This window comes from Roseococcus microcysteis (assembly GCF_014764365.1).
In the GTDB taxonomy this organism is placed as follows: Bacteria; Pseudomonadota; Alphaproteobacteria; order Acetobacterales; family Acetobacteraceae; genus Roseococcus; species Roseococcus microcysteis.
Genome location: NZ_CP061718.1, coordinates 2,275,696 through 2,296,692 on the forward strand (window position 1 = coordinate 2,275,696; position 20,997 = coordinate 2,296,692).

Sequence of the window (20,997 nt, forward strand, 5' to 3'; positions counted from 1 at the left end):
CCCGGAACCGGAGACCACCACGATGTCCAAGCTTTCCGACAGCCAGCGCGTGATCCTGAGCGCCGCCGCGCAGCACGAAATGGGCCTCGCCCGCGCGCCAAAGTCACTCCCGGCCGCGGCGCGTAACGCGGTGTTCCGCAGCCTGCTCAAGAACAACCTGCTCACCGAGATCAACGCCCCGCGGGAGCATGTCGGGCTGGGCTGGCGCCAGGACGACGACGGGACCTGGATCGTGGCGCGCATCACCGACGAGGGGCTGCGCGCCATCGGCATCGACCCGAACGAGGGCGATGCGGTAGCCGGCGAGCCCGACTGCTCGGGCATCGAGGGCAGCGTGCCCGACACGGCGCCGACGGTGGCGGCGGATGCTGCGCCGGGGGAAACCACCGACACCGCCGCCGCGCCCGCCCTGGCCGCGCCCCTGGCGGAGGAGATCGCCCTGCTCGACCAGGCCCTCGCGGCACGCGCCGCTACGCCACGCGCCAGCCTGCGCGACACCGCCGCGGCCATCCTCGCCGCCTGGGACGACCAGGCCGCTCGCTTCGGGACGCATGATGGCGACCTGATCGGCGCACTCGACGCGCCGATGGCGGCCCTTCGCATCCTGCTCGCCGGGAAGCCCGCCCGCGTCGCCCGCGAGCCGGGCGCGCAGCGCAAGCCGCGCGAGGGGACCAAACAGGAGCAGGTGCTGGCCATGCTGCGCCGGCCCGAGGGCGCCACAGTCGCGCAGATCGCCAACGCCACGGGCTGGGCACAGCACACGGTCCGCGGCTTCTTCGCCGGGCTGAAGAAGAAGGGCCACGCGGTCGAGGTGATGGAGCGGATCCGCCAGGTCGGACCCAACAAGGAGGGCGCCCGCGGAAGCTTCACGATCTACCGCATCGCCGAGTGAAGCATCACAGCCACGCCACTGAACATGATCGGGAGCGCCGGGGATCATCCAGATTCCCGGCGCTTTATCGAGTTGGCTGTGTTCCGACACAGCGCGAATCGTCCGTCACGCGCAGGGCATCCCGCCCCGCCAGACGGAGACGACGATGACCATCCTCCCGCACCAGACCGCCGAAGGCCCGCAGGACCGCGCCGCCTGGCAGCAGCTTCTCGCCACCGCGCCGCGCAGCACCGACAGCGTGGGCCGCGCGACCATCCAGGTCTGCACCGCCAGCGACGGGCGCGCGATCTACGCCACGGTCGAATACGCCACCTGGCAGACCGAGAAGGAGGAGGGGTGATGCCCTCCGAATGCCGCTGGATCATCCTGGCGCAGGATGGCCGCCACGTGACGATGGGCCGCGCTGCGCCGCCGAGCGAGGCAGAGGTCGAAGCCGCCGCCGCGGCGCTTGCCGCGCAGGGACTGGCAGGATGGCTCGCCAGGTTGGACGGGCACTACTGGTCGCGCCGCCGCGTGGCGCTCACGCTAGTGCAGACACTCGGCGACGGCGCCAGCCTGGATTGGCCTGCCGCCATCGCTGCCTTTGAAGCCGACCGCAAGGCTGCAACGGCACCCCGCTGACGCATCACGCTGCGAGCGTGGCACCGCGCGCGGCGGCCACGTCCCGGAATATGCGATCCTCTCCGGACAGCACTGCCGCCTTGCCAGTAAGATTTTGCCAACGCTGGATCGCTACATCGACGTAGCGCGGATCGATGTCCACCGCGTGGCAGACCCGCCCGGTCGTCTCCGCGGCGATCAGCGTCGTGCCGCTGCCAAGGAATGGATCGTAGATCGCCTCGCCATCCGCGCTGTTGTTGATGATCGGCCGGCGCATGCACTCCACCGGCTTCTGCGTGCCGTGCACAGTCGCCGCATCCTCGTCGCCACCATTCGAGATCGCCCAGAGCGTCGCCTGGTCGCGCGCGCCCTGCCAATGGCCAGTCGCACCCTTGCGCACGGCATAGAGGCAGGGCTCGTGCTGCCAGTGATAGTCGCCGCGCCCCAGCACGAAGCGCGACTTGGCCCAGACGATCTGGCTGCGGATCACGAAGCCGCATGCTTCGAGGCTCTCGATCACCGTGCGGCTGTGCACGCCGGCGTGCCAGACATAGGCGACGTCGCCGGGGAACAGCGCCCATGCCTGGCGCCAGTCGGCGCGGTCGTCATTCGCCACCTTCCCGGTGCGCATGGTGGCCGAGACCCCGGCCTCGTTCCGCCATTCCGGATCGTAGTTCACGCCATAGGGCGGATCGGTGATCATCAGATGCGGGGCGGCACCATCCAGCAGTCGGGCCACGTCTGTCGTGCTGGTGGCGTCGCCGCAGAGCAGCCGGTGCGGACCCAGCAGCCAGAGATCGCCGGGCCGCGTGACGGGAATGGTCGGTGGCTCCGGCGCCGGTGCATCGGGATCGCCAGCGGCAACAGGTTCATCCCCGCCGCCTTCGGCCAGCAGCCGGTCGAGTGCCGCCTGGTCGAAGCCGATCAGGCCGATGTCGAATTCGTCTGCGCGCAGCTCCCGCAGCTCGGCGGCGAGCAGGCTCTCGTCCCAGGTCGAATTCAGTGCCAGTTGGTTGTCCGCCAGCCGGAAGGCCTTCGCCTGCGCTTCGGTGAGGTGGCCGAGCCGGATGGCGGGAACCGCATCGAGCCCGAGCGCCTTCGCGGCCAGGACGCGACCATGGCCGGCGATTAGCACGCCGGCATCGTCCACCAGCACCGGCACGTTGAAGCCGAACTCGGCGATCGACGCCGCCAGCTGCGCCACCTGCTCGGTGGGATGCATGCGTGCATTGGCGGCGTAGGCCGCGAGCGATGCCACCGGCATCATCTCCATCTGAAGGTCAGGCCGCATCGGCGGTGGCCTCCATGCGTGCTGCGGCGACGGCCTCGTAGTCGCGCCCATCATCGGCCAGAGTCACCGGCAGCTCGGGGTGCAGCATGCGCCACCGCGCCACGGCCAAGTCGACATAGGCCGGTGCCAATTCGATCGCGCGCACGCGGCGGCCGGTGCGTTGGCCGGCCAGGATGGTGGTGCCCGAGCCGCCGAAGGGCTCGAACACGACGTTGCCCTCGTCGGTGTATGCCCGCATCAGGAACTCCGGCAGCACCACCGGGAACACCGCAGGATGCTCGGTCTCGATGCCGCGGCCCTTGTGCCGGGTCAGGCGCAGCACGTTGTCGGGGATCCGGAAGTCCTGCACCGGCAGGCCAGCATGCTGGTATTCCGAGATGGTGCCGTCAGCGGCGCGAAGGCCGCTGCCCTTGTTCGGCGTGCCAGCCCATTTGCAGGGCACGATCTTGTTCGCCTGGCGTGCCTGGCGGTTGAAGTGGAAGACGAACTCGAAGGCGGGTGCGAGGCGGCCATTCCAGTCGCCAGGCAATCCAGGGCCCTGGTCCCAGGTGTAAAGGCCGAACCGGCGCCAGCCGCGGGCGCGCATCCAGTCGAGCCAAGCGGCCCAATACGGGATCCATTCGCTGTCGCGGTGGATCAGCCCGAGATTCACCAGCACCTGGCCATCGGGCCGCATGGCCACGTCGAGATGCTGGAACACTCCGTGCATCAGGGCATCCCAATCGGTGCCGCCGCCGGTGGTGTAGTCCCGCTGGTTGCCGTAGGGCGGCGAGGTGAAGAGCAACGCGGCGCGGTCGTCGCCCACCACGCGCGCCACGCTGGCGGCGTCGGTGCTGTCGCCGCAGAGCAGGCGGTGGTCGCCCAGCAGCCACAGATCGCCGGGGCGGGTGACGGCCTGGCGCGGCGGCTCGGGCTCGGCGTCCGCAGGGTCCTCCGCCGGCGCATCGTTGCCAGGGGCGTCGCCGCTGGCAATGGCCGGGCTGGCAAGCGCCCCGTTGCCAGGGTCCGTTGCCACTGGCTCCATGCTGGCCAGCAACCGGTCAAGCTCACCGGTGTCGAAGCCGGTGAGCGCCAGGTCGATGCCGCCCATCTCCTGCAGCTTGGCGACCTCCGCCGCCAGCAGCGCCTCATCCCAGCCGGCGTTCAGCGCGATGCGGTTGTCCGCCAGGCGGTATGCGGCCTTTTGCGCGTCGGTCAGGCCTGCGCGGGTGATCGTGGGGACGGTCTCCAGGCCCAGGGATTTCGCGGCCTGCAGCCGGCCGTGCCCGGCAATGACCTCGCCGCTCTCATCCACCAGCACCGGCGCCACGAAGCCGAATTCCAGAATGCTGGCCGCGATCTGCGCCACCTGCTCGGCGGAATGCGTGCGCGCATTGCCGGCATAGGGCAGCAGGGAGGCGATCGCGCGCGCCTCGACGGCGCTCGCAGACCATGGGGCCTGGGGCATGCGCACCTGCTGAAATCGATGATGGTGGTGAGGAACGCCGCCTGGGGAGCCTGGCAACACGGCGCCGTGGCAACGTCGTAAAATGGCCTGGCGCTAGCGACCTTGCGCGCTTCCGCCCCCCGCATACAGCGGGGCCAGGAAGGACCCTACGGCTCGAGAGCCACAGTCTGGATCGAGTCGCAGCGTGGCTGCTCAGCCGCGGCGCTCTCGCACCTTCTCTACGTGTCTTGCTTCTAGCCTTATCGATTTCGGAGCCGCTACGGGGTGAATTGTAACAGCGTGATCGGGGCGATGATGACCGCCCCGATCGTCCCGCGTCACGCCGCCCTCGCTCGTGGCATCAGCCCGAAGTGCACGGCGAGAATGCCGAGGGACCCGACCAGGATGCCCTGTCCCACTGGGCCGTGCACCGTCCGTCCGGCCCAGCCCTGCCGCATCGACCACTCGCGGACCGAGAACTCCAGGCCGACGACAAACCACGCGCAGGAGCCGCAGGGGCTGTCCTGCCCCCCCAGAGCATCGAGCGCCGCAGCGACGCGGCGCCGTGCCTCCACCTGCATCGTCGAGAGCGTGTCGACGCGCGTGCCTGGGATGCGCATGATCTGCGACGTCGACATGCTGTCGAAGCAGGCGGCGCGGAACAGCCCGCGGAAGATCTCACCCGCTTCGTGCATCTGTGGCGTGATGCTGCCGTGCGCCAGCATCAGCCCGAGCGTGTCCACGGCGCGGCGATGCTGGACTGGGCTGCCGGTCTCGGGATCCGCCTCGCGGATCGGCTCCGAGAAGCCACCGTGCTGCATCCGCCACTTCGACGGCTTCGCCAGATCGTCGTGCTTCGGCTTCGGCACCTTGGGCTTGCGCTTACCGGCCATGGTGGTTCTCCCCGTTGCGACGCCCCCAGCGCCGATTGGCTTCGTTGGTGATGGCCTGGCGGAGCCAGTCGTCCGTGATGTCGGCGACAGGCAGCGCGGCCACGCCGTGCCGATGCCAAGCGGCGGCGCGCATGGCGTTCACCTCGCGGTCGTTGGTCGGGCTGCGCGTGCCGCGGTCGAGGCAGGACCGGGGCGGTTGCGGCGCGCCGTGCATGCTCATGCGCGGCCTCCCGTGGGGTCAGTCGCCCAGAGCAGAAGGGCGATGGCATCCGCCTCGTTGTCGTCGGCCGGCGCAAAGCCGCGGGCCTGGATGGCGGCGACCATCTTCGCCTTGTTGGCGTTGCCCTTGCCGGTGGCGTAGCGCTTGATCGTGCCGACCGGGACGCCCTCGTAGGGGACGTCGTGCTCCTCGCACCAAGCGGTGAGAATGCCGAGGAAGCCGCCGTAGATGTGCGCCGCGTCGGTGCCGGCGTGGGCGCGGACTTCCTCGAACACGATACGCGCCACACCGCCGGACAGGGCAGCCACCTCGGCCAACCAGCCGCGGAAGCGGAGGAAGCGCATCCCGCCGCCCTCGAAGCGGGTCGGCTTGAAGGTCATGGTGCCGGAGGTGATGCCGCCGTCACACGACCGCAGTGCCCATCCGGTGGTGGTGCCGAGATCGAGGGCGAGCACGGCGTGGTGCGCCAGGCTGATCGCGGGCGGGAGAGCGATGGGCGGGGCGCTTGCATGGGCGGCGGGCATGGTGAGAGTCGCAACTGCCATGGTGGTCTCCGAGAGGGGATGATCCTGGTGAGGGCGGCGACGGCGCGGTTCTTGGCGGAGCTCGCCGTCGCTGCCCGGCTTTCAGTCGATTGCCGCCTGGGCGGGCCGGTGCTGTGCGGACGGCGCATCACGGCACGTCATCCAGCCAGGCTGGGGGACCAGGGGAGGATGGGGAGGGTTGCGCCGCATCCTCCCCGCGATCCTCCCCTCGAAAAACCGAGGTAGAATCAGGGTTCGGGGAGGATGGGGAGGAAGGGGAGGAAATTCCGGACCCTGGCTTCATGTGTGTGTGCGCGTGCGCGCATGTGTAGGGGGAGGAAAAATCCTCCCCTTCCTCCCCATCCTCCCCCGGCCCAGGAAAAACCTGGATCGTTGCTAGGTTAGGATTGTCGGAGAATCCTCCCCGACCCTCACCAATCCTCCCCGCCTGCGGTCCGACCGGGGAGGAAGGGGAGGATTTTCCGGTGTTGCTTTCCTGAGACGGTGTCAGGCGCCACCGCTGGGCGTTGTGCGAGGCACCGCCGGCCTGGAGACGAACGCGCCTGTCGCTGACCTGAAAGACCCGATCTCGCATTTTGCTCAGTGCCCGACCGAGGCGAACGCGCTGTCCGTTTTCATCCTTCGCGCTGATCGGCAGAGGCGGATCGGCCATCTTGGCGTGCCCGAAGAGATCGCTGGCGCTGACCTCCGCGGTCCCGAAGCGGTCCCACCAGGTCTGCACGAAGGCCCTCCACGCGCCGCCCTCGCTGTCAGACGCCGCCATCATCTCGTCGAGGTTGCCCAGGAAGCCCTCGATGCTGCCCACCTCCAGCACGCCGCCCAGCGTCTGCGCCCAGATCTCGTAGCTGCCGATGCTGCGGCCACCGCGGGGCCGGCCTGCCACGATCCATGCCTGGCATAGGGTGAGGCAGGCCGCGACCAGCCGGCCACGGTTGGCGCGCACCCACACCATGAGATCGGGGTGGCGGAAGGTGTCGCGGCGCCAGGGCTGGTCGGTGTGCGCGTCGAGCCGGATGCGGACGAGGCGCCGCGCCATCTCGTTCGAGAAGGTGGGGTTGTTGCCGGTGGCGACCCAGGCGCAACGGATGGGGAGCCGTGTCATCTCGGATTGCCCGAGAATGCGGTCCTCCCAGAAGGGGGCGGTCAGGGCTGCGGCGAGAGCTGAGCTGTCCAGCTGCTCGCGCAGATTATCGATCAAGATCAGCGAGGGGATCTGCCGCAGCTTGGCGGTGATGCGCTTGCGCCATTCCTCGTCGTCGCGCCCCTCAGTCATGACGGAGGCGCCGACACCGGTGAGCACGGTGGCGATCACGTCCACCATCAGCGTGGCGCCGGTGCCGGGTGTGGGCTTCTCGATCAGATGCAGCGGCGTCGGGCCGTCGATCATGGCGCGGAGGAAGCTGAGCAACAGCAGGGACAGGGCGTGGGCGCGCTCGGCAGTGCTGGTGAAGGGGAAGTCGCCCAGCAGATCATCCAGCAGCAGGGAGCGCGCGGCGGCGATATCCTGCGCCGATGGACGGTCGGGAATGGCTGGCAGGCGAAAGCCCGTGGTCGGGCGATAGAGCAGGCGGGCGTCGGGGTGGTAGCCCGGTTCGGTGAGCAGCACGCCGCCGCGCCCAAAGACCGGCGTGGTGACGATGCCGGCGAGGATGGGCAGTCCGGGATCCGGGGTGGCCAGCAGCGACTTCACCACGCCGGTGGGCGGCGGCGCGGGGATGGCGTCGCCCTTGGCATTGACCTTCCGCCACTCCGCCAGCTTGGCCAGCATGTGGCGGAGCCGCTCCTCCGAGACCGTGGCGGCGACGGGCCGCCCCTCATCGTCGGGCGTGACCCAGCTGGGCAGCCCGCCGAGCCGGAACAGCCAGGGCATGCGGTTGGAAGCGAGGATCGCGCTCCAGGCGCGGTCGGTGGCGCGGCGAAGATTGCCTTCATCGGCGCGCAGCACCGGCAATGGCGCGGCCGGCTCCTGGAAGCCCAGCGGCAGGTGGCGGCCGGTCTCGTCCTCCGCTGGCGGCGGCGGCGTGGCTGCTGCGCGCAGGGCGGCGTCTACCAGGGCGGCAATGGCCTCGGGGCCATCGCGGCCCAGCATGTCGTTGAAGTCGTCGCCCTGCTGCGGCGGCCTGGCGATCGCGGCGATGATGCCGTTGCGGCGAAGGCGGCCCGCCACCGCGTCCGCGGCGCGAATGCCGGCGCCGGAGGCGTCATGGTCGGCGAGGATGATGATGCGCTGGGCCCCGGGCGGCAGCTGCACCTGCTCGAGGCCGGAGGTGGAAAGGGTGGCCCAGACCGGTAGCCCTGGGCAGGCTGCCATGACGGCGAGGCCAGTCTCGATGCCCTCGCAGAGCCCAAGCACGCCAAGCGCGCCGATCGGCGCCAGGCGCACCGCGCCACCACCGACCTTGCCCATCATCATGCGCGGCTTGGGGACATCGGCCTTGCGGACAGTGTCGCCATCCTGCTGCAGATAGGTGCGATGGAGCGCGATCACCTCGCCGGCGACGTCGCGGACCAAGCCGATCATCGCCAGGTAGCCGGCCTTGGTCTCGAAGTTCGTCAGATCGGAGTGGAACAGCAGGTCGGTATCGGGCGGCACAGTCAGGCCACGGCCCTGGAGGTAGTGATCGGCGGGCGTGCCGGCGATCGGCACCGCGTGCTCCCGCACGAAGCCGATTTCGTGCGTCATGTCGCGCTCTGGCTTGCGCGCTGGCGGCGGGTCCTGCCGCGTCGGCGCCTCGCCCGTCCAACCGACACGCGCCGCAGCCTCGGCAAACAGCAGCCGCCCCGAAAGGCCGGTGCCGTGCTCCAGCGTGCTGAATGGCCCGCCGCCCTGGGCGCCGTCGAAGTCGTGCCAATCGCCGGCATGGTCGCCGGCCAGCATGATCACGCAGGACCCGGATTGGCGCGGCGGCGCGCCCTGGATGTTGGCCAGCCGCCATTCATCGCCCTGGCGCCGCCCATTGGGAAAGAGCCCCGGCACCCAGGCATGGGCGCTGTCGCGCAGGCGGGCACCAATGGCGTCCAGGTCGTAGCGGAAGGACGGTGCCGGCGGCGTGGCGTCGTTCAGGTCAATCATGTTGCGACAGCTCCGCAATGCGTCAATGCGGCGCATGCGCTGTCCTCCGCCGCCACTGACCGTGCAGGCGCGTCATTAAAATCAATCCGCGGTCCCGCTAATGCGTCCGCAGCAATCCATGTTGCGCCCCGGATTCGCCATGCTGGCAGACGGCCATGACGCTCCAGAGAGCGCGCTTGGTCCCGCGCAATGCCGAGCCGCGCCGCCAGTTCGGCCGGTCACGTCCGTCAACGTGGTGGAAAATGGTGATGTGCTTGAGGTGGCCACGGCTCAGGCGGCCTTGGGTGGAAGTTGCAGGGTTTCGTTGGTGGGTGGCGGGTTGAGCATCTCGCCCATGGCCTCCACACCCATGTAGCGGTGCTGCATCTGCCATTCGTCATTGGCCTCGAGCAGGACGGCGCCGATCAGGCGGATGATTGAGGCTTCGGAGGGAAAGATGCCGACCACGTCGGCGCGGCGCTTCACCTCCTTGTTCAGTCGCTCCAGCGGGTTCGTGGAATGCAGCTTGGTCCTGTGCTGGGCCGGGAACGCCATGTAGGCGAGCACGTCGTCGTCGCTGTCGTCCATCAGCTTGCCGAGCTTCGGCCAGCGGGGGCGGAGCTGGTCGGCGACATGACGCCAAGTCTGCCGGGCGCTGGCCTGGTCGGGCTGGAGGAAGGCCTGGCGCAAGGCAGCGGAGGCCATGGACTGCTGGGCCTTGCCGACATGGGCGAGCGCGTTGCGCATCCAGTGCACGCGGCAGCGCTGCCAGGTGGCGCCGAGGACGCGGGCGATCGCGGCCTTCAGCCCTTCATGAGCGTCGGAGACGACCAGCTTCACGCCCTTCAGGCCGCGCTTGACCAGGCTCTTGAGGAAGGCGGCCCAGAAGGTCTCGGCCTCGGAGGGGCCGATGTGCAGGCCGATGATCTCGCGCCGCCCCTCGGCATCACAGGCCACGGCGACTATGGCGGCGACGGAGACGATGCGGCCGCCCTCGCGCTGGCGCAGGTAGGTGGCGTCCAGCCACAGATACGGCCACTCGCCGGATAGCGGCCGGTCGAGGAAGGCGCCGACCCGCTCATCGATGTCCTTGCACAGCTTCGAGACGGTGGATTTCGAGATGCCGGACAGGCCCATCGCCTGCACCAGGTCGTCGACGCGCCGGGTGGAAACCCCGCCGATCCAGGCTTCCTGGATCACCGCCACCAGGGCCTTCTCCGAGGTCTTCCGCGGCTCCAGGAAGGGCGGGAAGTAGCTGCCCTGCCGGAGCTTCGGGATCCGTAGCTGCAGCGACCCCAGCCGCGTGTCCAGCGTGCGGTCGCGGAAGCCGTTGCGATAGTTCAGCCGCTCGCCGGTGCGCTCGTGCCGCCCGGCGCCGATCAGGCCCTCCACATCGGCCTCCATCAGCATCTGCAGCACCGCCTCGGCGACGCTGCGAAGGAAATCACCGTCTCCGGCTTTCGCCAGGAGATCGGCCAGTGGCAGTCTGTCGTCGGTCATCGGGTCCTCGGTCGGTCAGAGGTGGGAGCTCGCAACTCCACCCTAGCCGCCAGAGCCGATGGCCACCCCAGCCCTACACCCCGGCCGAAACCGGAATTTCCACCACCTCCACGGACGCTACCGTTCGGCCAGGAGCAGTCGGTCCCCTTCGAATGCGTACCATCGCACGCAGCGCCGATTTCGTGCCTGTACGTTTGGTGGTGCCCACCGGCAGTTACCGGGCTCGTAGTCGCCGCCCGGGTCAATGCGGTCGAGGCTATGACGTGGGCTGGGCCGTGGCCCCATGTCTCGGAGGAATGCCTCGAAGCTGGATGCCCAATCGGGGCATACGCGAATGCCGCGGCCGCCATAGTGGCGGAAGGAGGCATTCCCTGGATTGCCGCATCGCTTCTTCGCCGCGCTCCAAGCCAAATACTCGGCGGTTGGCATCTTTCCGGAGGCGCTCCCGTGCCTCGTCGAGCAGTCGTGGGCGAAGCAGCCACAGCTCCGGCTTCCGCCGACTGGGGCGGTCAAGGCCAGTCGCAGGCTCTGCGAGAGTACCTGCTTCTCAGCGCCGCATGCGCATTTGCAAAGCCAGCGCGGGCGCGAGCGTGTCGACAGGCGCGCCTCGCACGGAAGCGGGGTGAGTAGCGTCCAGCGACCAACGCGATCGCCTGGGTGCAACTCCTTTATGTTGGAGCCCAGGATCCTCATTCGACGATCACCAGCCCCCACTCTGCCCGCGTGATGGCGGTGTAGAGCCAGCGGTTGCGATCCTCAGCGGTGCGACTGAGGCCATCGTCAAACACTACGACGGTGGGAAACTGGCTTCCTTGGGCCTTGTGACACGTGATGGCATAGCCCCAGCTGCTTTCGATCAACCCGCGCATTTCACGATAGTCGCGGGTCAGACGCTCCCGGTCGTAGCGGACGTGATCGTCATAATGGCCCTTGTAGAAGCGATGCCGGCCGGAAATGGCGACGCCATCCTCCGTGGTGATCGTGGCCGAAAAGGCGAGGTCGCTCTCGTGTCGGATCTCCGCCAGCGACAGGAACATGCCGTTGACCAGGCTCAGGTCGTGGCGGTTCTTGAGGCAGATGAGCTTCTCGTCCTGACCCGCGGGATAGGGTGCCGGAAAGCCAGCGGCCTGCTTGATCTGGCTGTTGAGCCAGCGCCGCGTGTCGTTGCGGCCGCAGATGACCTGGCCACCGCGCAGCATTTGCTCGGGCCGCACCGCATTGCGCGGCAGCTTCCAGACATGCGCATCATGCTCGCCGGGCGGGATGTCGATGCCCTGCCGCGCCATGGTGGCGAGGCGGATGATGGCGCTCTCGCCGGCCTGGCGATGAATCTCGGTGAGCATGATATCCGGCTTTGCCTCGGTGAAGGCGCCGGTGCCCTTGATGGGGGGCAGCTGCCCGGGATCGCCCAGCACCAGGATGGGTTTGCCGAAGGCCAGCAGATCGGCGGCCATCTCCGGCCCGACCATCGACACCTCGTCCAGCACGATGAGGTCGGCATCACGCACGAGCGATTGCTCGTTCAGCAGAAAAGTCGGCTTGTGGATATCCGCCAGGCGAAGCTGCAGCTTGCTGATCTGCATCTCCGCGAAGGCGCGTTCGGCAGGTGCCATGCGGCCGAGGCCACGCTGCAGGTCGAGGAGGTCCCGCTCGACGCGGTCGATTTCCTCGGGCGTCGCCTCAGAGACGCGATAGATGAGGGAGTGGATGGTGGAGGCAGGCGTGCCCTTGCGGGTCATCACCAGCGCCGCCTTGCCGGTGAAAGCCGCGAAGAGGATGCGACGGCGCGCCGCATCCTCCTCGTCATCGCCGGCTGCCACGTCGATGCCGATCGCCTGAATGGCGTAGGTGATGACGGTGCTCTTGCCGCTGCCGGCATAGCCGAACAGCCGGAACACCTGCTGCTGCTGCGTGCGGTTCTGGAACCAATCCACGATGGCGCGGATGGCGTCTGCTTGTTGGGGAGATGGGGTGAAGCTCATACGAGCTCCCCGCCATTCACCTGGTAATCCTTGATCACGCCACCACGCGCGATATCGCCGACCTCGCATTCGCGGACGAAGACGCGGCGACCATCAGCCAGCGTACGCCAGTGCCCGCGGCGAATGTGCCAGCGGGGTGAGGCATGTGAGCCGCTGCGCTCAGCCAGCGCGGATGCGATGATGTGTGGCTGGATGTCGGCGACACGATAGTTCCATCCGCGCACGCCATCCTTCGCAAAGGATCGCCGACGCAGTGGCGAGAGTTGATGTTCGGCCAGCGGGGTGGGGATGGAGAGTAGTCCGAGCGCGCGCCAGACCATGGAGGTCGCGGCTTCAAAGGTCGGCGCGTAGTGGTTCGGGTCCTGCTCCTTCGGGTGGCCCATGACTTCGGCCAGACCGTTGGGCAGGAATTCCACTGCGGCCATCAGGTCGCTCCAGCAATTCCGCTCTGGGAGAAAGCGGAACAGGCAGCTATCGACGCCTGCCTCGGTGGCACGTGCATAGGAGGCGAGACATGCCTCCGGCTCATCAGGATCCTGAAGTTCAAAGATGCAGTGCGGGTGCGGCAGCTTGAGCGTGCCGCCCAGGTTGCTGGTGGCGAGCCGCTCAACATCGTCCGAGTTGAAGCGGCGACTATCTGGAAAGATGTAGATCGGGGCGGTAGCGACCGCCTTGGCATCGATCTCAGAGCCCATCCGGAAAGGAATTGAATCGTCTGAATCGGATGTGATTCTCTGGTCCTACGGACGGTTCGCGGGAGCAGACGGATGGCGTGGACGGCGGAGCATCGACGTGCGGCGGATCGGCGCGGGCTGCGTTACCCCTCTGACCTGACGGATGCGGAATGGGCGCTGGTGGCGCCGCTGATCCGACCCGCGAAGCACGGAGGCAGGCCGCGCAGGGTGGATGTGCGCGAGGTGCTGAACGCGGTGTTCTATGTGCTCTCGACCGGCTGCCAGTGGAGCGCGCTGCCGAAGGACCTGCCGCCGAAGAGCACGGTGTGGGACTACTTCTCGCGCTGGGAGTGGGAAGGGACCATCGAGCGCCTGCACCACGTGCTCTTTGTCGCGGTGCGCGAGCAGGCAGGCCGTGAGGCCAGCCCTACGACGGCGATCATCGACAGCCAGACGGCAAAGGCGGCGCAAAAGGGGGCTCTACGCTTGATCCGTCCGGCTATGACGCGGGCAAGAAGATCGTCGGCCGCAAGCGTCACCTGCTGACCGATACGCTGGGCTTGCTGCTCGGTGTGGTTGTTCACCCAGCCAGCGTGCAAGACCGCGACGGCGCCGAGCCGCTGCTGCGCCAGGCGCGCAGGCTGTTCCCCTTTGTCGAGCGCATCATCGGCGATGCGGGCTATGGGGGCCGAAGATGGCTGCTGTCGTTGCCCGCACCGGATTGTGGAAGATGGAGATCGTCCGCCGCTGCGACAGGCACAAATTCGTCGTGCTGCCGAAGCGCTGGATCGTGGAGCGCACCATCGGCTGGATCAGCCGCAACCGACGGCTGGCCCGCGATTTCGAGCGCCACTGCCGTATCGCTGCCGCCTTCGTGCGCATGGCCATGATCCGCATCATGCTTCGGCGTCTGGCCCCAAGACGCTCAGCGTGAAAGCAAACTTCCCGGATGGGCTGTCACACCAAAAGCGATGTGCATGACGAAGGACATGACGCTTCAAGCTGAAGGCAAGGGGCATCATGCGCGAGGAGGTGGCAGGCGTCATCGGGCATTCTCCCAGCAGCGAGCCGCGTAGGGACAAAAGCGGCAGAGGTAGAAATCGGAATGCGCTGCGATCCGCGGCGGCAATTCGCCGGACTCAGCCGCGCGCAGAATGTCGACGGCGCGGTCGGACAGGCGCTGCGCCTCGGCTGCATCGAAGGGCACCGCCTCGTGGTGCAGCGCCAGCGTGTCGCGGTTCAGCGCGGTGAGCAGCGCGACCTCGAGCTCGAGGTAGGCCATGTAGAGCTGCACCTGGGCGAAGTAGATCGGCTTGGACTGACGCAGGCCGTGCTTGACCAGGTCGGTCCATGATTTCTGACCGAGTGCCTTGTGCTCCCACAGGGAAGGCCAGCGGATGCCGACATCGGGGCCGGCCACGATGACGCCATCGGCATGGCCACGCAGCTTTCCGCCCGCGGCGGCAAAGCCGAATTGCTCGCCATCGGCGCCACGATCGCGCAGATCAAAGCCCGCCTGGCGGAGCCAGCGGATGGACAGCGTTTCGAACTGGTGCCCCGCATCGAAGATGCGCAGGATGCCACCGTCGAAGTCCCGGCCGGCATCCTTCGGCGCGTGGGCTACCTCGTAGACCAGCTTTCGCCCGCAGGCCTCGCCGATGCGGCTGCCGCCAAGATAGTCGCGGGGGCGCTGTTGCTGATTGCGCGCGACCAGCGCCGCATCGACATGCGCGTTGATGCGGGCGGTGACCGCTGGGGCGTCGCAGAGGGCCATGCTTTGCCCTCCGTAGACGAGGCCGGAGCCGTGGTTCAGATCGATCATTGACCCGCACGCCCGGCCGGCGGGGACGTGCGGCAGCTTGTCGCGATGACGATCGATGCGCCGTGAATATGCGACGGGGTGATCACGGCGGTGCCCATCACTCGCTTCTCTCGCCAGCCGCGGTGCCGCGCGCCGAGCGCAAGGGCTGGGTCGTTTTACTGCGAGCCCATTCCAGAGCATCGCCCCAGCGGTAGAGCGCGCGAGCGGCAAACATCGAGTAGGGCGGGCCGCCGCCGCGCGTGGCTTTGGTGGCGAGAGTGCGTGGCGAAACCGGATAGCCAAGTTCAGTGAGTGCCGCGGCCGTAAGCTCGCGCCGAAGCAATGCGTCGGGATTATCGGGTACACACGTCATCGATGGTTGCCTTCTGCTTGAGGGGTCAAAATGGAATCGGGTCGTCGAGCGGATCCCGCTCGGCGGCCTGGCGCTGCATGGATGCCTGGAAGCCGTCGACGCAGGCCTCGATGATGCGGTCGATCTCCATCGCACTGCGGTCGTGGAACGGCGCCATGAGGTTCAGCTCCACCAGCACCTCGGCGAGAGGCCGGCGCGCGTCCTTCACCGCGCGCTCCTCCATCTGCGTTTTGTCGATCACGCCATGGGCCCTGCGGGCCATCGCGCCGCCTGCCTCGCAGCACCGCATTGAGCAGAAGCGGTGATGGGGAAACTCGCCCAGCCGCATCTCGTGGATGTAGCCGAAGCCCTTCGCCTCCCGGCTGCAGAGCGCGCATGTGAGGCGACGCACCTGATCATCGGGCGAGCAGCCGCGCGGCGGTGGCAGGGACTTGGCCGCAGCACGCGGCTGCGCCGGCCGCGTCCAGCGGCGACGGACCATCGGCGCATCATCCGTTCAGCCAGGCCGGGCCACCGGCGGCGGGGGGTGCCGAACGTGGGGGCGGGGCGGCTGGCGTAGCCGCCGGTGCGGCCCAGGAAGGCGACGCTGGGGCGGCGGCCTGCGACGCTGCCGCGCTGGCCCAGGCGGGGGCGGCGGGCCCGGGAGCAGCGGCAGGTTTCGCCGCGCGCTGGCCGCTGGGCGAAGCCGGCACCGACTCGCCCGCCATGATGCGTGCGTATTCGGGCTCGCCCGGCAGCACCACGCGGTCGAGGCGGTTGCTGTCGCTGTAGCGAGGGTCGTTCGCCGGCTCGACGCGGATCTTGGCGGCGAAGGTGATGCCCGACAGGTCGGACAACCCCCGCAGGACCCGCTTCGCCTTTGCGGCCTCACTCATATCCTGCGGGTCGAGGCCGAGCGCGCTGTCGATCATGGCGCGGAAGGTCCCCTTCGAGATCTTCCAGGCGATGGACACGCCGTGCTCGTCGACCTTGCCGCCGACCACCGTGAAGGTCTGCCAGAACTTGCGGCGGATGTGCGGGCCGGCAGCGACGGTGAATTCGCCGTCGACCATGGCGGTGTCGCCGCCGCCACGGGATGCCTTCAGGAGGCCGCGGTCCGCCTCGCCTTGACCGTCCACCCCGCCAGGGCGGATCACCATGGTCACCTTGGCAAAGGTGCCGTCCGGGATGAGGTCGGAGCCACGCGGCAGTTCGGCGTCGTTCATGTCGTACATCGATCGGTGTGCCTCTCGGGTTCGGGTCAGGCGGGGGATGGGGCGGGCGCGTTGATCTTGCGGAGCAGCGCGAGCAGATCCGGCGGCTCGGTCTCATCGAGGCGGCCGGAGCGGTCCTTGGCCGGCAGCCCGAAGCGGTTGCTCGCCTGGCAGACCAGCCGGCGTTCCGTGCCGCGCTGAGGGTCGTGGACCAGCGCGCCGTCGCCATCGCGAGAGAACAGCGAGAGGGTGATGACCTGATCGACGATGCCGGGGAGTTCGCGGCCGGCCTTGCCGCCCTCCATCTGCGGCTGCCAGGTGACGCGGCCGAAGTCGTCGGTGTGCTTCTCCAGGATGCCGACCAGGATCACGGTCTTGCCCGGTGCGTGCTGGAGGTGCTTCAGCAAGCCAATGACCTCGCGCCCGAGCAGGCCATAGGCGCCGCGGGTGTCCGGCTTACCGGTCTTGTCGGAGAAGGCCTCGGGCTGCTTCTTCGCCCAGACCATGGCCTGGCGCGTCAGATCGGTGATGCTGTCGACGAAGATGATCGACTTGCGGGCGAGCATCGCGACGAGGTCGGGATGCTGTGCGGCATAATGGGCGTAGTGCTCGTTCGAGAAGAAGGCGGTGGGCGGGGCAGCGGGGTTCGGGCCGCCGATCAGGGAGGTGAGAACCACCATGTCCTCGAAGCAGCGCACGGGGATGCTGTCGCCGCGCCAGTCCTGGACCGACTTCATGCCGGCCTCGAGGTCGAGGAAGGCCGTCTCGACGGCGGGCAGTACCTTGACGAGCGTGGTCTTGCCCGACCCGCTCTCGCCGACGATGACCATGGTGGTCTTGTTCGCGGCGGCGGAAAGCCGGTCGTCGGCCGTGACGATGCGGAGCGCCATCAGCGACCTCCCTGCATCGGGATGGTGCCGGCGGCATGTGGGCTGTCCCGCCGCGCGGTCTCCGACATGATGGCGAGGCGATAGGTGGCGCGACCTGTGCGCACGGTGCGGGCCGGCTCGAAGGCGGCGCGAATGCGCTCCGGCCAGGCGGTATAGGCGCGCTCCGAGACCTTGAAGCTGACCTCGACATACTGGCCGGGATCCTCGCCGCCGGCGCGGATCTGCTCTGACAGCGCGGCGAGCCGCGCCTGATCCCATTCCACCCGCTTCGGCAGGTCGACCGCGATCTCCACGGCGCCGTCCTGGAACCGGACCGTGCCGGTATCCTTGCCGGCCGCAGCACGGGCGCCGACGGCGCGCTGTTCGTAGCGGAGCGCGATCGCGGCCTCGATCCAGTCCTGCATGCGCTTGGCGGCATCCAGCGCCTCGCGCGCATCGGTCTGCAGCAGCGCGAGATGCTCGGCGGGAAGCGCGATGACGTCGCTCACCGGCATGTGGCGCAGCGCATCGAGCGTGGGGCGGTTGGTGCGGGGCGCGTCCATCACGCGGCCTCCGCGAGCAGCAGCGGCAGGATGGACGACGCATAGCGACGCGGCCGGCGGCGGGCGACGAGGATGTAGGCGTAGTCCTCGTAGCCGTGGCGGCGCTGCACGATATCGGCCAGGCCGAGCTCGGCGAGCTTCCAGGCGCGGGCTGCCAGGCGCTGCAGCGCGGTGCGCTCCTGCTCGGGCAGGCACCGCAACTGCGGGCAGACCTGCCGGGCGAGCGCGCCGCGGTGATAGGTGATGCTGTCGCCGGGGGCCGCGGCGCCCAGCCAGGTGCAGAGCGACGCCTCGGTGAGAGGCTTCGACACTGCGCGGATGTCGGTGATGTTGGTGTCCATACTTAGCCCTACCCAGCCCCTCGCCGATGCGTCTCAGGCCGCCGCGGCGATGCCGCCGGCGAGCAACCGCAGGCGCATTTCGCGGATGCGGCGGTACAGAACCGAGCGCGGCATCGGGCCCTGCTGGCCGAGTTCGTGCGGCGTGCACTGCGTCAGGGCTGCGCAGATGCTGTGGTCGCGCTGGTCCAGCACGGCGCCGGCGCGATCCAGGTCGAGGCGGCGCTCCAGCGCGACCACCGCGTCGGTCTGCTGGCCGCACCACGCCGCATACCCCTCCGATTCGGGGATGATGTCGGCGAGCGTCAGGTCCTCCTCCTGGCCAGACACCGCGTCATCCAGCGACGCCTCGTGCCGTTCGCGCTTCTCGCGGCGAAGGCGTGTGGCGAGACGGGATGCGCGGTGCTGGAAGCAGACCGTGGCGAAGGCCGCCAACGTCCCACGCGCCGGATCGAAGCCGGGCAACCGCGCCAGGAGGTCGAGCAGCATGTCCTGCTCCATGTCCTCCCGCTCATGGCTGGGCCGCCCGAGGGTGCGGCAGAGGCGCCGCGCGTAGCGCTCGGCGAGCGGGTGAACGACGTCGAGATCGGCGAGGGAAAGCTGGGCGGGCATCGGGCGTGGCTCCTGCGAGACGGCTATGACGTCCAGAAGCAACCACACGACCTGCCAGGGCGGAGAGGCGGAATGGGGCGCAATGGGGAATTGAAGTAGCCTGGGATTTATTCCCCATTGCTAATTCAGAGACTTATGGCCGATTTCGTCCGAAATCAGATAGATAGCCCAGCGATTTCCGCCCCACCCATGCGGGAACCGCTCCCTCAGCCGGTCGCCTGTGGATATCGGGGATAGACGAACAAGAGGGGAACAATGCTGTTGACCAATCGCACAGCAATTCGTCATGATCCCGGCATGTCCATCACCGTCGAGTACCCGCATCACGCCGCCTCGGGCGCGCCTCGGCCATTGTCGGCCCAGACCCTCTGGGCGGTCGCCGCGCAGGTGCGCCGCCAGGCCATGACGGAGCCTGGTGGATTCGCGCTGCCGCTCGCCGCACTGGTCGCCGCCACGCGGACGGTGTCGGCGAATGGGCGCGCCATCCTGGTCGCCTGGGAGCTCGACCATCCAGTGCATGATGGCTCCGGAGAGGCGGTGCTCGGCGTGTGCGAGACGGATCCTGACATGCCGGGCACGGCGCTGGTCTCGGTGAATGCGCGCATGGTGGCCGGCCGGCCGGACCTCGCGATCAGCACCGCGGCGCATGAGCTGGGCCACGTGCTGTTCGACGTGCCAGTGGCGCTCGGCGAACCGACACGGCGCTACCGCGCGGTGACGGCCGGCCCGAGCGCGCTGCTCGATCGGACCACCGCGGCCTCCGAGCGCAGGGCGAATGAGTTCATGGGGGCGCTGCTGGCACCGCCGGTGCAGCTCCATCTGCGCATGCTGGCGCACGCGCGGTCCGAGCGGCTCCGCACGGTGCATGCGCCGCATCGGGGACGGCAGGGTTGTCGCGTCCTGGCGGCCGACAACCCGCCCGAGGTGATCGAGGGCGTGGTTGCCGCTCTGGCGGGCGACTTCGGCGTATCGGAGCGCTTTATCGCCGTACGGCTGAGCCGCTACGGCCTGGTTCAAGGAGAGCAACGGTGAGCTTTGGATCGGTCATCCGCGAGCGACGGACTGCGCTCGGCATCGGGTTGAACGATTTCGCGGAGCGATTGGAAATCTCGGCGGCCTATTGGTCGCGCATTGAGCGCGACCAGGAGAATCCGCCCCGCGACGAGCTGATAGAGCGCGCCGCCGCCATTCTCGGCGTGCGGATGGATGATCTGTTCGTCGAAGCGCAGCGACTGCCGCCCGACATGCGGAAGGATATGGCCAAGGTTGTGCAAGCGTATCGGCGGTTGCGCTTTGTCGGGAAGGGATGAATGTCGTGGGCGGCCGAATTGTAAGGAAGCCCTGCTATGGGCTGGCCGAGATCTGTGAGCGTTGGGGCGTGACGGAATTGGACGTGGCGAATTTCGTCGCGGCCAATGAGCTCACACTCTCCGTCGTCGTCGCGGGCCTCGCTGTCGAGAAGGGCAGCATCGAGGACGTGAATGATCGGGACTGGTGCCACATCCCGGACGAGCGCAGCTACCTCTCGGGCGCCGCAGATCTCCACCAGTCGCAGGCCTGGGCCACCCTCATGAACGGGTCCGAGACGATCAGCAGCTTCAAGGCAGAGCCAGGTCGCTACATCAGTATTGAAGCGCGCGGCGATGACGCGGGCATGATCGTGGTTTCGCGCGAACGGTTGGTCGTCCGGCATGCCGAACGTTTGCGCTTCGAGGCGGAGCAGGAGGTGGGTGTGGCGACGGCCAGCAGCGGAGCCGCTGCCGTGGCGCCGCCACCAGCCGCGCGTGGCGCAGCACCGCGGTATGACTGGGACGCCTTCTGGGCCGAGGCACTGGTCAGCATGTTCCAGGACGGGCCGCCGGCCACGCTGGCGGAATACGTGCGCCGCATGGAGGGGTGGTTCGCTGATCGTGGCGAGCATCCGGACTCCAGCACGATCAAGAAGAAACTGAGCCAACCCTGGCGGCGTATTGCGCCCCAGTTGGAACGCCGCCGCGCCTGATTGGGACGGATCGCCGTCGCGGCGGGTAGGGCTAAGTATGAAGCCATCGCCTGTGGGACTGAACGCTCACCTCCCGCCGCACCTTCGTGAGGTCTGCGGCATCCTGGCACGTGGCCTGCTGCGGCTGCGCAGCCGCGCTGCCGAGGATGAAGCGCGCGATGCCGAGATAGC

At 68.5% G+C, this 20,997-nt stretch carries 22 protein-coding genes and 1 pseudogene; 7 read left to right on the forward strand and 16 right to left on the reverse strand.

Going from position 1 to position 20,997, the window contains the following annotated elements; translation table 11 throughout:
• The first annotated feature begins 22 nt into the window (after positions 1 to 22).
• The 3 genes from ICW72_RS20680 to ICW72_RS11005 all read left to right on the forward strand — a co-directional run bounded on the left by ICW72_RS20680 (position 23) and on the right by ICW72_RS11005 (position 1,513).
• The gene (locus ICW72_RS20680) at positions 23 to 892 is read left to right on the forward strand and encodes a DUF3489 domain-containing protein (protein ID WP_223880535.1); all 870 of its coding nucleotides are present in this window, start codon (positions 23 to 25) and stop codon (positions 890 to 892) included.
• 145 nt (positions 893 to 1,037) lie between these two features.
• On the forward strand, positions 1,038 to 1,232 hold the full coding sequence (locus ICW72_RS11000; RefSeq protein WP_191082747.1) for a hypothetical protein: 195 nt from the start codon (positions 1,038 to 1,040) through the stop codon (positions 1,230 to 1,232).
• Positions 1,232 to 1,513, forward strand: a complete 282-nt coding sequence (locus tag ICW72_RS11005; protein ID WP_191082748.1) for a hypothetical protein — start codon at positions 1,232 to 1,234, stop codon at positions 1,511 to 1,513. Before ICW72_RS11000 ends, ICW72_RS11005 begins: the two co-directional genes overlap by 1 nt.
• Before the next feature lie 4 nt (positions 1,514 to 1,517).
• On the opposite strand, the gene ICW72_RS11010 is transcribed toward ICW72_RS11005, so the two are convergent.
• The 9 genes from ICW72_RS11010 to ICW72_RS11050 form a co-directional block, all read right to left on the reverse strand.
• Positions 1,518 to 2,783 carry a site-specific DNA-methyltransferase gene (locus tag ICW72_RS11010; protein ID WP_191082749.1) on the reverse strand — a complete coding sequence of 422 codons (1,266 nt, stop codon included), beginning with the start codon at positions 2,781 to 2,783 and terminating at the stop codon, positions 1,518 to 1,520.
• On the reverse strand, positions 2,773 to 4,230 hold the full coding sequence (locus ICW72_RS11015) for a site-specific DNA-methyltransferase (protein ID WP_191082750.1): 1,458 nt from the start codon (positions 4,228 to 4,230) through the stop codon (positions 2,773 to 2,775). The genes ICW72_RS11010 and ICW72_RS11015 overlap by 11 nt, the downstream gene beginning before the upstream one ends.
• Positions 4,231 to 4,547: 317 nt before the next feature.
• Entirely contained in the window at positions 4,548 to 5,102 is a 555-nt protein-coding gene (locus ICW72_RS11020; protein WP_191082751.1) for a DUF6456 domain-containing protein, read from the reverse strand.
• A complete protein-coding gene (locus tag ICW72_RS11025; protein WP_191082752.1) occupies positions 5,092 to 5,322 on the reverse strand; it encodes a hypothetical protein in 231 nt (76 codons plus the stop codon). Before ICW72_RS11025 ends, ICW72_RS11020 begins: the two co-directional genes overlap by 11 nt.
• Positions 5,319 to 5,846 carry a crossover junction endodeoxyribonuclease RuvC gene (locus ICW72_RS11030; RefSeq protein ID WP_223880536.1) on the reverse strand — a complete coding sequence of 176 codons (528 nt, stop codon included), beginning with the start codon at positions 5,844 to 5,846 and terminating at the stop codon, positions 5,319 to 5,321. Before ICW72_RS11030 ends, ICW72_RS11025 begins: the two co-directional genes overlap by 4 nt.
• Before the next feature lie 148 nt (positions 5,847 to 5,994).
• Positions 5,995 to 8,844, reverse strand: coding sequence for a DUF7146 domain-containing protein (locus ICW72_RS11035; protein WP_223880537.1), 2,850 nt, complete (start codon positions 8,842 to 8,844; stop codon positions 5,995 to 5,997).
• Between the two features lie 366 nt (positions 8,845 to 9,210).
• Entirely contained in the window at positions 9,211 to 10,419 is a 1,209-nt protein-coding gene (locus ICW72_RS11040) for an IS256 family transposase (RefSeq protein ID WP_191082755.1), read from the reverse strand.
• Between the two features lie 689 nt (positions 10,420 to 11,108).
• Positions 11,109 to 12,401 carry an ATP-dependent DNA helicase gene (locus ICW72_RS11045; RefSeq protein WP_191082756.1) on the reverse strand — a complete coding sequence of 431 codons (1,293 nt, stop codon included), beginning with the start codon at positions 12,399 to 12,401 and terminating at the stop codon, positions 11,109 to 11,111.
• On the reverse strand, positions 12,398 to 13,096 hold the full coding sequence (locus ICW72_RS11050) for a hypothetical protein (RefSeq protein WP_191082757.1): 699 nt from the start codon (positions 13,094 to 13,096) through the stop codon (positions 12,398 to 12,400). Before ICW72_RS11050 ends, ICW72_RS11045 begins: the two co-directional genes overlap by 4 nt.
• A 72-nt stretch (positions 13,097 to 13,168) precedes the next feature.
• On the opposite strand from ICW72_RS11050, the pseudogene ICW72_RS11055 reads away from it, so the two are divergent.
• A pseudogene (locus tag ICW72_RS11055) lies at positions 13,169 to 14,009 on the forward strand (IS5 family transposase).
• A 108-nt stretch (positions 14,010 to 14,117) separates the two neighbouring features.
• On the opposite strand, the gene ICW72_RS11060 reads toward ICW72_RS11055, so the two are convergent.
• The 7 genes from ICW72_RS11060 to ICW72_RS11090 form a co-directional block, all read right to left on the reverse strand.
• Positions 14,118 to 14,897 carry a hypothetical protein gene (locus tag ICW72_RS11060; RefSeq protein WP_223880538.1) on the reverse strand — a complete coding sequence of 260 codons (780 nt, stop codon included), beginning with the start codon at positions 14,895 to 14,897 and terminating at the stop codon, positions 14,118 to 14,120.
• Between the two features lie 377 nt (positions 14,898 to 15,274).
• Positions 15,275 to 15,730: a DUF6511 domain-containing protein gene (locus ICW72_RS11065; RefSeq protein WP_223880539.1), complete on the reverse strand. Its 456-nt coding sequence runs from the start codon at positions 15,728 to 15,730 to the stop codon at positions 15,275 to 15,277.
• A 7-nt stretch (positions 15,731 to 15,737) separates the two neighbouring features.
• The gene (locus ICW72_RS11070) at positions 15,738 to 16,454 is read right to left on the reverse strand and encodes a hypothetical protein (protein ID WP_332308901.1); all 717 of its coding nucleotides are present in this window, start codon (positions 16,452 to 16,454) and stop codon (positions 15,738 to 15,740) included.
• A 35-nt stretch (positions 16,455 to 16,489) separates the two neighbouring features.
• Positions 16,490 to 17,332, reverse strand: a complete 843-nt coding sequence (locus ICW72_RS11075; RefSeq protein ID WP_191082759.1) for an ATP-binding protein — start codon at positions 17,330 to 17,332, stop codon at positions 16,490 to 16,492.
• The gene (locus ICW72_RS11080) at positions 17,332 to 17,874 is read right to left on the reverse strand and encodes a hypothetical protein (RefSeq protein WP_191082760.1); all 543 of its coding nucleotides are present in this window, start codon (positions 17,872 to 17,874) and stop codon (positions 17,332 to 17,334) included. Before ICW72_RS11080 ends, ICW72_RS11075 begins: the two co-directional genes overlap by 1 nt.
• Entirely contained in the window at positions 17,874 to 18,215 is a 342-nt protein-coding gene (locus ICW72_RS11085) for a hypothetical protein (protein WP_191082761.1), read from the reverse strand. The genes ICW72_RS11080 and ICW72_RS11085 overlap by 1 nt, the downstream gene beginning before the upstream one ends.
• A gap of 33 nt (positions 18,216 to 18,248) precedes the next feature.
• A complete protein-coding gene (locus ICW72_RS11090; RefSeq protein WP_191082762.1) occupies positions 18,249 to 18,824 on the reverse strand; it encodes a sigma factor in 576 nt (191 codons plus the stop codon).
• Between the two features lie 297 nt (positions 18,825 to 19,121).
• On the opposite strand from ICW72_RS11090, the gene ICW72_RS11095 reads away from it, so the two are divergent.
• The 3 genes from ICW72_RS11095 to ICW72_RS11105 all read left to right on the forward strand — a co-directional run bounded on the left by ICW72_RS11095 (position 19,122) and on the right by ICW72_RS11105 (position 20,826).
• Positions 19,122 to 19,856, forward strand: a complete 735-nt coding sequence (locus tag ICW72_RS11095) for an ImmA/IrrE family metallo-endopeptidase (RefSeq protein ID WP_191082763.1) — start codon at positions 19,122 to 19,124, stop codon at positions 19,854 to 19,856.
• Positions 19,853 to 20,134 carry a helix-turn-helix domain-containing protein gene (locus ICW72_RS11100; protein ID WP_111470928.1) on the forward strand — a complete coding sequence of 94 codons (282 nt, stop codon included), beginning with the start codon at positions 19,853 to 19,855 and terminating at the stop codon, positions 20,132 to 20,134. The genes ICW72_RS11095 and ICW72_RS11100 overlap by 4 nt, the downstream gene beginning before the upstream one ends.
• 68 nt (positions 20,135 to 20,202) lie before the next feature.
• Positions 20,203 to 20,826 carry a hypothetical protein gene (locus tag ICW72_RS11105; RefSeq protein ID WP_191082764.1) on the forward strand — a complete coding sequence of 208 codons (624 nt, stop codon included), beginning with the start codon at positions 20,203 to 20,205 and terminating at the stop codon, positions 20,824 to 20,826.
• The last annotated feature ends 171 nt before the right edge of the window (positions 20,827 to 20,997 follow it).

Bases quoted from the DNA above. Each gene is read 5' to 3' on its own strand.
- ICW72_RS11065 (WP_223880539.1), bottom strand. From the start codon at position 15,730: ATGGTCCGTCGCCGCTGGACGCGGCCGGCGCAGCCGCGTGCTGCGGCC.
- ICW72_RS11060 (WP_223880538.1), bottom strand. From the start codon at position 14,897: ATGATCGATCTGAACCACGGCTCCGGCCTCGTCTACGGAGGGCAAAGC.
- ICW72_RS11025 (WP_191082752.1), bottom strand. From the start codon at position 5,322: ATGAGCATGCACGGCGCGCCGCAACCGCCCCGGTCCTGCCTCGACCGC.
- ICW72_RS11015 (WP_191082750.1), bottom strand. From the start codon at position 4,230: ATGCCCCAGGCCCCATGGTCTGCGAGCGCCGTCGAGGCGCGCGCGATC.
- ICW72_RS11090 (WP_191082762.1), bottom strand. From the start codon at position 18,824: ATGCCCGCCCAGCTTTCCCTCGCCGATCTCGACGTCGTTCACCCGCTC.
- ICW72_RS11000 (WP_191082747.1), top strand. From the start codon at position 1,038: ATGACCATCCTCCCGCACCAGACCGCCGAAGGCCCGCAGGACCGCGCC.
- ICW72_RS11050 (WP_191082757.1), bottom strand. From the start codon at position 13,096: ATGGGCTCTGAGATCGATGCCAAGGCGGTCGCTACCGCCCCGATCTAC.
- ICW72_RS11075 (WP_191082759.1), bottom strand. From the start codon at position 17,332: ATGGCGCTCCGCATCGTCACGGCCGACGACCGGCTTTCCGCCGCCGCG.
- ICW72_RS11020 (WP_191082751.1), bottom strand. From the start codon at position 5,102: ATGGCCGGTAAGCGCAAGCCCAAGGTGCCGAAGCCGAAGCACGACGAT.
- ICW72_RS11045 (WP_191082756.1), bottom strand. From the start codon at position 12,401: ATGAGCTTCACCCCATCTCCCCAACAAGCAGACGCCATCCGCGCCATC.
- ICW72_RS11095 (WP_191082763.1), top strand. From the start codon at position 19,122: ATGTCCATCACCGTCGAGTACCCGCATCACGCCGCCTCGGGCGCGCCT.
- ICW72_RS20680 (WP_223880535.1), top strand. From the start codon at position 23: ATGTCCAAGCTTTCCGACAGCCAGCGCGTGATCCTGAGCGCCGCCGCG.
- ICW72_RS11080 (WP_191082760.1), bottom strand. From the start codon at position 17,874: ATGGACGCGCCCCGCACCAACCGCCCCACGCTCGATGCGCTGCGCCAC.
- ICW72_RS11040 (WP_191082755.1), bottom strand. From the start codon at position 10,419: ATGACCGACGACAGACTGCCACTGGCCGATCTCCTGGCGAAAGCCGGA.
- ICW72_RS11030 (WP_223880536.1), bottom strand. From the start codon at position 5,846: ATGCCCGCCGCCCATGCAAGCGCCCCGCCCATCGCTCTCCCGCCCGCG.
- ICW72_RS11010 (WP_191082749.1), bottom strand. From the start codon at position 2,783: ATGCGGCCTGACCTTCAGATGGAGATGATGCCGGTGGCATCGCTCGCG.
- ICW72_RS11085 (WP_191082761.1), bottom strand. From the start codon at position 18,215: ATGGACACCAACATCACCGACATCCGCGCAGTGTCGAAGCCTCTCACC.
- ICW72_RS11005 (WP_191082748.1), top strand. From the start codon at position 1,232: ATGCCCTCCGAATGCCGCTGGATCATCCTGGCGCAGGATGGCCGCCAC.
- ICW72_RS11070 (WP_332308901.1), bottom strand. From the start codon at position 16,454: ATGAACGACGCCGAACTGCCGCGTGGCTCCGACCTCATCCCGGACGGC.